This is a genomic window from Pseudomonas sp. GG8 (assembly GCF_052976945.1).
The window spans coordinates 4433251-4444273 of record NZ_JBRIIP010000001.1 but is presented as its reverse complement, the minus strand read 5'-3'; the positions used below and the strand labels follow the sequence as shown (position 1 = coordinate 4444273).

Here is an 11023-nt window from a genome sequence, read left to right as displayed (position 1 = left end):
CGTCGATCCGGCAGGGCAGGGTTTGCTAGTGAATTATCCAGCTCAACAACCACAGGCCCAGAATCAGATAAATGATGCCGAACACGATCGAGGCGCGCATGAAGGCGCGGATGGCGGAGTACAACAGCATCAGGCCGATGATCAGCGCCAGGATGCTGATCAGCGACGTGTCCATGCCCAGCGTTCGGGACAGGCCTTCGACAAAATTGCCACCGGCATGAGCCAGCAGATTGAATAGCCCATCCAATCCGTTCACGATAAATCGAATCACGGCGCCCAGCGCCTGGCCGAGCCATTCGAAAAAGCTTTCTACCTGCATGTCTGATTCCTGATGAGGCTAATAAAAGAACACCTGTGTTCGCTTGGGCTATCGGTCGGCTCTGCGAGTTCCCGAGATAATAGAGGCTCTTGCGCTTGAACCCCCGAAAACTTGCGCGCTGGACGATGGGCAGCCTGTTGCTGCTGATCGCCTTGCTGTGGCTGGCCGACCATCTCTGGCCGTTGCCGCTGCCCAAGGATGATCTGGCGCGTGTGGTCCTGGCCGAGGACGGTACGCCGCTGTGGCGGTTTGCCGATGCCAATGGCGTGTGGCGCTACCCGGTGACGACTGATCAGGTGTCGCCGTATTACCTCGATGCCTTACTGACGTATGAGGACCGCTGGTTCTATCAACATCCGGGGGTGAACCCGCTGGCGTTGCTTCGGGCGACCTGGCAGAACCTCAGCGGCGCACGGGTGGTGTCGGGCGGCAGCACGCTGTCGATGCAAGTGGCGCGTCTGCTCGATCCGCATTCGCGAACCCTGCCCGGCAAGTTGCGCCAGTTGTGGCGCACGGCACAGCTGGAATGGCATTTGTCCAAGGATCAGATTCTCGGCTTGTACCTTAACCGGGCGCCTTTCGGTGGGACGTTGCAGGGCGTGGCGGCCGCCAGCTGGGCATACTTGGGCAAGTCACCCTTGCAGTTGACCCGCGCCGATGCGGCGTTGCTTGCGGTCTTGCCTCAGGCGCCGAGTCGTTTGCGCCCTGACCGCCACCCCAGGCGAGCGCAGGCGGCGCGTGACAAAGTGCTCAGGCGGCTGGCCGAGTTTCAGGTCTGGCCACAATCAGCGGTCGATGAGGCACTGGAAGAACCGCTGCTCCTGGCGCCGCGTCAGGAACCGAGCCTTGCGCCGTTGCTCGCCCGGCGCTTGAACCGCGCCGACAGCCCGCCGCTGATTCGCACCACTATCGACGCTACCTTGCAGCGTCGCCTCGAAGACTTGCTGCTGGGTTGGCGTGCGCGCTTACCGGAGCACACGTCGGCGGCGATTCTGGTGGTCGAGGAAGAGACCATGGCGGTGCGCGCTTACCTCGGTTCGGCTGACATCAATGATGCCCGGCGCTTCGGCCACGTCGACATGATCAGCGCGCTGCGCTCCCCGGGCTCGACCCTCAAGCCCTTTCTGTATGGCATGACACTGGACGCCGGGCTGATTCATTCCGAATCATTGCTGCAAGATGTGCCGCGCCGTTATGGCGATTATCGTCCGGGCAATTTTTCCTCGGGTTTCAGTGGCGCGGTTTCAGCCAGCAGCGCGTTGGCGATGTCGCTGAACCTGCCAGCGGTGCAATTGCTCGAAGCGTACGGCCCGAAACGCTTTGCCGCCGAGTTGCGCAACGGCGGTGTGCCGCTGACCCTGCCGCCGTTGGCCGAGCCGAATCTGGCCTTGATTCTGGGGGGCGCGGGCAGTCGTTTGGAAGACCTGGTCAGTGGTTACAGCGCCTTTGCTCGCGGCGGGAAAAGCGCCAACCTGCGCCTGCAACCGCAAGATACATTGCGCGAACGAAGGATGCTGTCGCCCGGTTCCGCGTGGATCGTGCGGCGTATTCTCAGCGGTCAGGCTCGGCCGGACATCGACCCCCACGCCGACTTGGTCCAACGCCCGGTACTGGCCTGGAAGACCGGCACCAGTTATGGCTTTCGCGATGCGTGGGCAATTGGAGTGGGGCCCCGATTCCTGATCGGCATCTGGATCGGTCGCCCGGACGGCACGCCGGTACCGGGGCAATTCGGCCTGGCGTCGGCGGCACCGTTGATGCTCCAGGTGCATGACATGCTGATCAACCGCGACAGTCAACGCGGCATTACCGCCCCCGTGCAACCGGTGCCGATGAACGTGGGTGTCGCGGCGATCTGCTGGCCATTGGGCCAGCCCATGAGTAAAAGCGATCCGAACTGCCGACGTCAGCGTTTCGCCTGGACGCTGGACAACACCACGCCGCCGACTTTGCAGGCCGCCGATCAACCGCTCGGCCTGGGGTTGTTGGAGAAAATATGGGTCAATGGCAAAGGCCTGCGGGTCGCCGCCAATTGCCCCGACGCACAGCCTCGGGACATAGCATTGTGGCCTGCGCCGCTGGAACCGTGGCTGCCGCGCCTGGAGCGCCGTGACGCCCGGATGCCGCCGAGCGATCCCGAGTGCCCACCCCAAGCCTCAAGCCTGGCTGCACCGTTGTCGGTGGTCGGTGTGCGAGAGGGGGATCAGTTGCGCCTGCCGACGGGCAGTAAAAACTCGCTGCGTCTCACCCTGTCGGCGTTGGGTGGCAGTGGTCGGCGCTGGTGGTTTATTGATGGTGTGCCCACGGCCGACACGGCTGACCAAGGCAGCTTCAACCCGACCCTGAGCCGGTTGGGACGCTATCAACTCAGCGTCCTCGATGAAGGCGGGCACACGGCACGGGTTGAATTCAGTGTCGTGGATTGAGTCGATCCCCTGTCCTTGATCCGCATCGTCGTGGCGACCTCACAGGGTCGATCTGAAGAATCTGCTCAGCGCGGTGGATACTGCGCCAGCACCTTGGCCACGGTCTGCCGGATTGCTGTATCGCGAGCCGCCGGGTTGTTCGTGTCGGTGTCCACGACCTGTTCGGTGCTGCCGCGCCACACCAATTTGCCGTCTTTGCCGTCGAGAAAATCGATTTGCAGGGTGCTGACTTTGTAGTCGACGCTACGGGTTTCGCTCATGCCTCCCCATCCGCCCCAGCCGTTGCCCCATGGACCACCGCCATAGTTGGTGTTGATCATCTGCTGACGATTCTCGACGATCAGGTAGGTTTGCACTTGGACATCAACTTTGCCCCCCGCCTGCGCCATACGCAGCCCGCGTTGATCGAGTTGCTCAGCCACCGCCTGACGAATGCGTTGTTCGGTCAGGTCGCTTTTTATCCGAGGATCATCGGGGCGGTATTGAACCCCTGGCTCTTTCCAGCCCCAGGTTCGATAGGCGCCAAAGTCCCTTGATGCATCGAAGTCGCGGTTGACCGGGGTTGCACAGGCACCGAGCACCAACGCGAGAGACAGTACAGCCAGGCGGCGGAATATGATGGTTCTCCGGTAAAGATTATGAGGGAGGGTACGCCTTCAGGGCTTGTTGCACCGCCTGACGCAAGGCCTTGCCACGGGCAGACTGGTCGCCGCCACTGGCCGTTTCGGCGCTCGCACTCCATACAGGCTGACCGCTTTTTCCGTCGAACAGGCTGATGCGCACCACGATCACTTGCTCTTGATACGTACGCACGATTGGGACTGTTGCATACGCGCCATAACCGCCGCCGTGATAGCCGTCGTAATGGCTATAACCCATCCCACCGCCGTAGTAAGGATTGTAGGCGTCTTCACGGTATTGCCGCAGACGTGTTTCCAGGCGCACATCGGCGCTTACGCGCACGTCTGCCGGTTGATTGTTCATCGCCGGGCGTAAGCCGCGCTGATCCAGGCCATTGCCGATAGCTTCAGCCAGCTGCGCCGAATCCGCCCATGCTGAGCCCGTCGGGAGCTGGTCGTTGACCCAGGCCCAATTGCGATAACGCCCATAATCCCGGGGTGCCGCCGGGTAGGCGCTCAGGTCCAGCGTATGGGCCGCTTGCGCCGGTGCCGGCGGTATAGGGTTGGCGCTGGCGACATAGGGATTGCTGCTCTGACAGGCGCTAAGCCCCAGGCAGAGGAGGATTAAAGCGAGGCTGCACTTCATGATGGTCTCCGCAATGAGCCTCTTGGCGATGAACTACTCACCGTGGCTTGCACATCCAGTGCAGATAGCGCCCCAAGCCGGCAAAGGCAGGGTGGCGACGGTGGGCCAGTTCCATTTCCAGCAAATCCGCGAGTTGGACCCTGGCCTGAAATTCAGGCGGCATATAGTCGTGGAAAACCCGTACACCACTTTGGGTTTCGACCTGCCACAGAGGTTCAAGTTGCGCTGCTAATTCGCGCGGATCAAGGGGTTGTTGCGGGGTCAGGCTTTGCTTTTCTCCCGCCATGTCATTTTTGCGCATTTTGCGGAAATGACCTTTGAGCAGATTGCGATAAATCAAGGCGTCGCGGTTATAAAACGCCAGCGACAGCCAGCCGTCTTTCCGGGTCAACTGGTGTAGGACTGGCAGGATCGCGTGGGGTTCTGCGAGCCATTCCAGCACGGCGTGACAGATCACCAGATCATAAGGTTCGGTCAGTTGGCCGAGCAATTGTTGCCAGGAGGCCTGAATGAAGGTCGCGCTTTGCCCTGCATCGGCAAAGCGTTGGCGTGCGCTGTCGAGCATGGGTTCGGCCGGTTCGGCCAACGTTACCTGATGCCCGTGTTCGGCCAGCCACAACGACATATGGCCCAACCCGGCACCGATATCCAGGACGCGCAGAGGCCGGTCAGGCAGGACCTCGATGAGGTCAGCCTGCAAAACGGCCAGGCGGATGGCACCTTTGGCGCCGCCATAGATTTTTTCGGCGAAACGGGTCGCGAGCAGATCGAAATGACGGTCGCTCATTTGCTGAAACGCCGTTCGCTGTCGGCCAGTTTGTTGCGCACCACTTGATCCATATCCAGCCCCAACTCGCTGCACATCAGCAGCAGATACAAGACGATATCGCCCACTTCCTGCCCGGCATGCGCCAGTTGTTCAGCAGGCAACTGCCGCGATTGGTCTTCGCTGAGCCATTGGAAAATCTCGACCAGTTCGGCCATTTCCACGCTGGCAGCCATGGCCAGGTTTTTCGGGCTGTGGAATGGGCGCCAGTCATTCTGGTCGCGGATCTGGTGCAGGCGTTGGGTGAGTTCGTCGAGGTTCATGGGTCTCTCCTGAAGGCGTGTAGCTTCAAGGGGATGACGGCCGGAAGCAAGTGCTTCGAACGGCTGGAGACACGGTGTGTGGCTTACCTGAGTGGCACAAAGGTTTTAAGCCGCTCGGGCTTCTTCTCGTGCGGCTTGTGATAACTGTTTATGGTTGCGACTCGCGTAGTTTTCCGCGATCACCGAACAGACTATCAGCTGCATCGGGTGATAGATCATGATCGGCAACAGGATCAGGCCCAGCCCAGGGTTGGCGCCGAATATCAGTGCCGCCATCGGTGCGCCGGCGGCCAGGGACTTTTTGCTCGCGCAAAACACCGCTGCCACTTCATCGGCGTGATTGAAGTTCAGGGCGCGAGTCGTGCGCGTGGTCATGAACAGAATGACTGCCAGCAAGACGCCACTGCCAATAAAGGCGCTGAGAATCACCGTATCGCCTTGCTGTTGCCACATGCCGGACACCATCGAATTGCAAAACGCGGCGTAGACCAGCAACAGGATCACGACCTTGTCGACGATGTTGGTGTAGCGCTTGTGCCGGGCGAAAAAGGTGCCGAGGAACGGACGCACCAGTTGTCCCAGCACCAGTGGCAACAGAAGCATTGCGCTCAAGTCGAGCAGGGTCGAACCCAGATCAATCCCGCCAGCACCCGTGCCAACCACCAGGCTCACCAGCCAAGGGGTCATGAAAATCCCGAACACACTGGACATGCTGGCATTGAGAATGGCTGCGGGAACGTTGCCTCCGGCACTGCCGGTCAGGGCAACTGAAGAGGAAATGGTTGAGGGCAGGGCGCACAGATAGAAGAAGCCGAGCATCAACAGGGCTGGCATGTGGGAGCCAAACAGTTGGTTGCAGATCAGCCAGATCAGGGGGAAGACCACGAACGTGAAGCCCTGCACCATAATGTGCAGTTTCCAGTTTTTCAGGCCGTGGCTGATTTGTTCGCTGGACAGGTTCACCCCGTGCAGGAAGAACACCAGAAATACCCCGATGTTGATCACATATTCGGCATGCATCCCGCCGCCGGCACTGCCGAAGCCTGGGAAGAAATACGCAAGTAACGTCGCGATCAGCATGCCGCAAAGGAACCAGTCCGTGACAACGCGTTTGAGGTGCTTGAAGGCATGCATAAAGAGATCGGCCTGATGTTGTGGAGACGTTCTTGAGAGGGGAACGCGCTATAAAAGAGTTTTGTAAAAAAAGATGACCGAAGGTTAACCTGCGCGCGATGATGCCGTCTTGCGACATAAGGTCAATCGATAGCGACTAACGGACAATCTATGGGCTTTCGTCAGGGTAACGAGCGTCAGATACCTCTACTCAGCGCTTTGCCGAGGCCGGTCTATGCGCGGGCGGAAAGCCTGGGTGCGGGTTCCTGGACGCCGCCTCATCGTCATGACTGGGTGCAGTTTTCTTATGCAATCAGCGGTGTATTGGGTGTGCATACCGCCGAGGGCAGTTTTTTCGCGCCGCCGCAGTGGGGCGTGTGGATTCCGGCCGGGGTCGAGCATGACGTGGCCACGTCGATGCGTGCGGAGATGCGTAGCCTGTATGTGCGCAAGGACGATTGCCGTTGGGCGCCGGAGCGTTGTCGCGTTCTGGAAGTCACGCCGTTGGCCCGCGAGCTGATCAAGACGTTTTGTTTGCTGCCGCCAAGTTATCCACAGGGTGACAGCAGTGAGGCGCGGCTGGTGCAGGTGCTGCTCGATCAACTGGCCCATCTGCCGGAAGTCGGGTTCTCTCTGCCGCTACCGCGTCATCCGCGTTTGCTTGGGCTGTGCGACGAATTGATCGAAAACCCCAGTCAGTCGATCACCCTGCAGGGCTGGGCCGAGCGTCTGGGCATGTCGGAAAAAACGGTGATGCGTTTGTTTCAGCGCGAAACTGGCTTGAGTTTTCGTGGATGGCGTCAGCGCGCGCGATTGTTATCCTCGCTCAGCGCACTGGAAGAGGGCGAAAGCGTGACAAACACGGCCCTGTCCTGTGGGTATGACTCGACCTCGGCGTTCATCGCCGCGTTTAAAAGCTTGTTTGGCTTCACCCCGGGTGAGTTGTTCAAGCCTTGATGCCTGCGGTCTGGTGTTTTTTGCAGGCCCGTCTTAGAGAATTTATGTTATCTGTAACGCCAATGGATAAAACTGCTTACAGCTTGCGTGGTCCCATCTGACTGGGCTCGGTTATGCTCTGCCCGGCATGGAAGCTGCTAAGAACCTGCTAAATAGTTGAAGCCTTTCGTAAATCTCTGAAGGTCAAAGGTCGGCATCTACTACTCGCTGTGAGAGGATTGCCGTATAACGAGCAACAATCGCGTGTTTGGCAACGAAGGACCCACAATAAAAGCTGATGAAGACTCCAAAACGCATTGAACCCCTGATCGAGGACGGTCTGGTCGACGAGGTGCTGCGCCCACTTATGAGTGGTAAAGAGGCAGCTGTTTATGTGGTGCGCTGTGGCAACGAGCTGCGGTGCGCCAAGGTTTACAAGGAGGCGAATAAACGAAGTTTCCGGCAGGCCGCGGAGTATCAGGAGGGTCGTAAGGTTCGCAACAGCCGGCAGGCCCGAGCGATGGCCAAGGGCTCGAAGTTCGGTCGTAAAGAGACCGAAGATGCCTGGCAGAATGCTGAAGTAGCCGCGCTGTTTCGTTTGGCCAGCGCGGGTGTGCGAGTGCCCAAGCCGTACGACTTCCTTGAAGGCGTGCTGTTGATGGAACTGATCGCCGACGAGTTTGGCGACGCGGCACCTCGCTTGAACGATGTGGTGATGGAACCGGATCAGGCGCGGGAGTATCACGAGTTCCTGATCAGGCAGATCGTGTTGATGCTGTGTACCGGTCTGGTGCACGGTGACTTGTCCGAGTTCAACGTGCTGTTGACCCCGGGCGGGCCGGTAATTATCGATCTGCCGCAGGCTGTCGACGCCGCAGGCAACAACCATGCATTTAGCATGTTGGAGCGCGATGTCGGCAACATGGCTTCTTATTTCGGACGCTTTGCCCCGGAATTGAAGGCAACCCGGTACGCGAAAGAGATGTGGGCGCTTTATGAAGCTGGCATCTTGCACCCGGGCAGTCCGCTGACCGGCGAGTTCGATGAGCCTGAAGACCTGGCCGATGTCGGTGGGGTTCTGCGGGAAATCGAGGCGGCCCGTCTGGACGAGGATCACCGTCAGGCTGTCCGCGCCGCAGATGACGCGCCACCGAGCAAAACCGAAGAGCCGCCTCCACCCTGGATGCAGTGATCCGCTAAATAAAAAATCCGGCTCAGGCCGGATTTTTTATTGGGCAGTCGAAACCCCTGCGGCCAGGATCAGTCGCAGCACCCTCCCGATGCCAGGTCCTTGAGAATCGGACAGTCCGGACGATGGTCGCCCTGGCAGTGCTCGACCAGTTCTTGCAAGGTATCGCGCAGGCTGGCCAGCTCGCTGATCTTCTGGTCCAGCGCAGTGATGTGTTGACGTGCCAGGGCTTTCACGTCGCTGCTGGCACGCTGGCGGTCTTGCCACAGGGTCAGCAGTTTGGCCACTTCTTCCAGTGAGAAACCCAGGTCCCGCGAACGCTTGATGAAGGCCAGCGTATGCAGATCTTCCGACCCATACAGTCGATAACCGCTGTCACTGCGGTGCGCGGCCTTGAGCAGTCCAATGGACTCGTAATAACGAATCATCTTGGCACTCAGACCACTGTTTTTGGCGGCTTGACCGATGTTCATCATGGCTCCTCAATCGATATCCTTCGGTTTCCAGGTTTTCAGCAGCAGCGCATTACTCACCACACTGACGCTCGACAGCGCCATCGCAGCGCCCGCCAACACGGGGTTGAGGAAGCCGAATGCGGCCAGTGGAATGCCGATCAGGTTGTAGACGAAGGCCCAGAACAGGTTCTGGCGAATCTTCGCATAGGTTTTGCGGCTGATCTCCAGCGCCGCCGGGATCAAGCGCGGGTCGCCGCGCATCAGGGTAATCCCGGCCGCATGCATGGCCACATCGGTTCCGCCGCCCATGGCGATGCCGATGTCTGCCGCCGCCAATGCCGGTGCGTCGTTGATGCCGTCACCAACCATTGCCACCACCCCGGTTTTTTTCAGCTCGACAATGGTCGCCGCTTTATCGGCGGGCAGGACTTCTGCGTGCACATCGCTGATACCCAATGCTTCGGCCACCGCGCGGGCGCTGCCGCGGTTGTCGCCGGTGAGCAAGTGGCTGCTGATATGGCGTGCAGTGAGTTGTTGAACCGCTTCCAGAGCGCCGGGCTTGAGCGTGTCTCCAAAGGCCAACAACCCCAGTACCGATGGCTGCGCACCACGCTCGATCAACCAGGACAACGTACGACCTTCTGCCTCCCATGATTGCGCGGATGGCGCCAGGGCTCCCATGGTCAGGCCGCTTTCTTCCAGCAGGCGGCGATTACCCAGCGCCAGATCCCGACCTTGCACGGTCCCGGCAATGCCTCGCCCTGGCAGCGCCTGGCTGGCGGTGACTGTCTCGATGTTCAAATGGCGGGCCGTGCAGGCATCCAGCACGGCTTTGGCCAGTGGGTGCTCGCTGCCCTGTTGCAGCGAGCCGGCCCATTGCAGCAGGGCGTCTTCGTTGCCACCGACAGCGCTCAAGTGGGCGATGCGTGGTGTACCGGAGGTCAGCGTGCCGGTCTTGTCGAAGACCATGGCCGTGACTTCGTGGGCGCGCTCGAGTGCTTCCGCGTCCTTGATCAAAATGCCGTAACGCGCCGCCACGCCGGTGCCGGCCATGATCGCCGTTGGCGTTGCCAGCCCCAGCGCGCATGGGCAGGCAATCACTAACACCGCCACGGCATTGATCAGAGCTGTTTCCAGTGGTGCTCCGGCCAACAGCCATCCCATCAGGGTGATGACGGCGATCACCAGCACCGTCGGGACGAATACCTGACTGACTTTATCCACAAGTTTCTGAATAGGGGCTTTGCTCGCCTGAGCATCCTCGACCAGACGAATGATCCGCGCTAACACGGTTTCCGCGCCCAGCGCCCGGGTCTTGACCAGCAAGCGGCCTTCGCCATTAATCGCGCCACCGGTCACCTTGTCGCCTGGCTGCTTCGGCACGGGCAGGCTCTCACCACTGATCAAGGCTTCGTCGGCGTGGCTCTGGCCATCAATGACTTCGCCATCCACCGGGAAGCGTTCGCCGGGCTTGACCACCACCAGATCGTTGAGGCGCAAAGCGCTGATGGCCACGTCCCGTTCTTGTCCGTCGATCAGTTGGATAGCACGTTCGGGGCGCAGTGCCTCCAGCGCGCGAATGGCGCTGGCGGTCTGGCGTTTGGCGCGGCTTTCCAGGTATTTGCCCAGCAGTACCAGTGCGATCACCACTGCCGAGGCTTCGAAATACAGATGCGGCATGCTGCCCGGAGGGGTGTGCGCCCATTGATAAAGGCTCAGTCCATAACCGGCACTGGTGCCCAGCGCGACCAGCAAATCCATGTTGCCAGCACCGGCCCTGATGGCTTTCCAGGCGGCGATGTAAAACCGCGCGCCGAGAATGAATTGCACGGGCGTTGCCAAGGCAAATTGCACCCAGGCCGGTAGCATCCAGTGCACACCCAATGGCGCCACCAGCATGGGTAGAACCAGCGGCAGCGCGAGGGCAATCGCCAACAGTAATGCCCAGCGCTCCCGGGTCAGTCGTTGTTGTTGGTTGTCGGCGTTGGCGCGAGTGTCTTCCAGCAGGCTTGCGCCGTAACCGGCCTGGGTAACGGCCGCAATCAGTACCGCCGGGTCGATAGGCCCCGACGATTCGACGTGCGCGCGTTCGCTGGCGAGATTGACGCTGACAGTTTTGACGCCGGCAACTTTGCTTAATGCGCGCTCGACCCGTCCGGCACAACTGGCGCAGGTCATTCCGGTTATGGGTAATTCGAGCGTATTGGACATAGGCATGGGTCAGTTCCCT

At 60.2% G+C, this 11023-nt stretch carries 11 protein-coding genes; 3 read left to right on the top strand and 8 right to left on the bottom strand.

What is annotated here, in order from left to right; translation table 11 throughout:
• Positions 1 to 25: 25 nt before the first annotated feature.
• Positions 26 to 319 (bottom strand): hypothetical protein, encoded by a 294-nt coding sequence (locus tag ACVBEG_RS21270; RefSeq protein ID WP_322177669.1) that lies wholly within the window; start codon positions 317 to 319, stop codon positions 26 to 28.
• 95 nt (positions 320 to 414) lie between these two features.
• Between ACVBEG_RS21270 and pbpC the strand changes: the two genes are divergently transcribed.
• The gene (pbpC, locus tag ACVBEG_RS21265) at positions 415 to 2745 is read left to right on the top strand and encodes a peptidoglycan glycosyltransferase PbpC (protein ID WP_447108286.1); all 2331 of its coding nucleotides are present in this window, start codon (positions 415 to 417) and stop codon (positions 2743 to 2745) included.
• A 65-nt stretch (positions 2746 to 2810) separates the two neighbouring features.
• Here pbpC and ACVBEG_RS21260 read toward each other — a convergent pair whose 3' ends face one another.
• From ACVBEG_RS21260 to ACVBEG_RS21240, 5 genes are all read right to left on the bottom strand, one after another.
• Positions 2811 to 3362: a DUF4136 domain-containing protein gene (locus ACVBEG_RS21260; RefSeq protein ID WP_322278059.1), complete on the bottom strand. Its 552-nt coding sequence runs from the start codon at positions 3360 to 3362 to the stop codon at positions 2811 to 2813.
• Between the two features lie 19 nt (positions 3363 to 3381).
• On the bottom strand, positions 3382 to 4011 hold the full coding sequence (locus tag ACVBEG_RS21255; protein ID WP_447108285.1) for a DUF4136 domain-containing protein: 630 nt from the start codon (positions 4009 to 4011) through the stop codon (positions 3382 to 3384).
• A gap of 37 nt (positions 4012 to 4048) precedes the next feature.
• Positions 4049 to 4798 carry a methyltransferase domain-containing protein gene (locus ACVBEG_RS21250; protein WP_322278064.1) on the bottom strand — a complete coding sequence of 250 codons (750 nt, stop codon included), beginning with the start codon at positions 4796 to 4798 and terminating at the stop codon, positions 4049 to 4051.
• On the bottom strand, positions 4795 to 5100 hold the full coding sequence (locus tag ACVBEG_RS21245; protein ID WP_219062549.1) for a nucleotide pyrophosphohydrolase: 306 nt from the start codon (positions 5098 to 5100) through the stop codon (positions 4795 to 4797). Before ACVBEG_RS21245 ends, ACVBEG_RS21250 begins: the two co-directional genes overlap by 4 nt.
• Before the next feature lie 105 nt (positions 5101 to 5205).
• On the bottom strand, positions 5206 to 6234 hold the full coding sequence (locus ACVBEG_RS21240; protein WP_322278066.1) for a bile acid:sodium symporter family protein: 1029 nt from the start codon (positions 6232 to 6234) through the stop codon (positions 5206 to 5208).
• A gap of 129 nt (positions 6235 to 6363) precedes the next feature.
• Between ACVBEG_RS21240 and ACVBEG_RS21235 the strand changes: the two genes are divergently transcribed.
• Positions 6364 to 7170 (top strand): AraC family transcriptional regulator, encoded by an 807-nt coding sequence (locus tag ACVBEG_RS21235; protein WP_407074675.1) that lies wholly within the window; start codon positions 6364 to 6366, stop codon positions 7168 to 7170.
• Positions 7171 to 7447: 277 nt separating this feature from the next.
• The gene (locus ACVBEG_RS21230) at positions 7448 to 8341 is read left to right on the top strand and encodes a PA4780 family RIO1-like protein kinase (RefSeq protein WP_322278070.1); all 894 of its coding nucleotides are present in this window, start codon (positions 7448 to 7450) and stop codon (positions 8339 to 8341) included.
• A gap of 68 nt (positions 8342 to 8409) precedes the next feature.
• Here the strand turns inward: ACVBEG_RS21230 and cueR are convergent, their stop codons facing one another.
• On the bottom strand, positions 8410 to 8811 hold the full coding sequence (gene cueR / locus ACVBEG_RS21225; protein ID WP_322278073.1) for a Cu(I)-responsive transcriptional regulator: 402 nt from the start codon (positions 8809 to 8811) through the stop codon (positions 8410 to 8412).
• Positions 8812 to 8820: 9 nt separating this feature from the next.
• Positions 8821 to 11010, bottom strand: a complete 2190-nt coding sequence (locus tag ACVBEG_RS21220) for a heavy metal translocating P-type ATPase (RefSeq protein WP_322278076.1) — start codon at positions 11008 to 11010, stop codon at positions 8821 to 8823.
• Between the last annotated feature and the right edge of the window lie 13 nt (positions 11011 to 11023).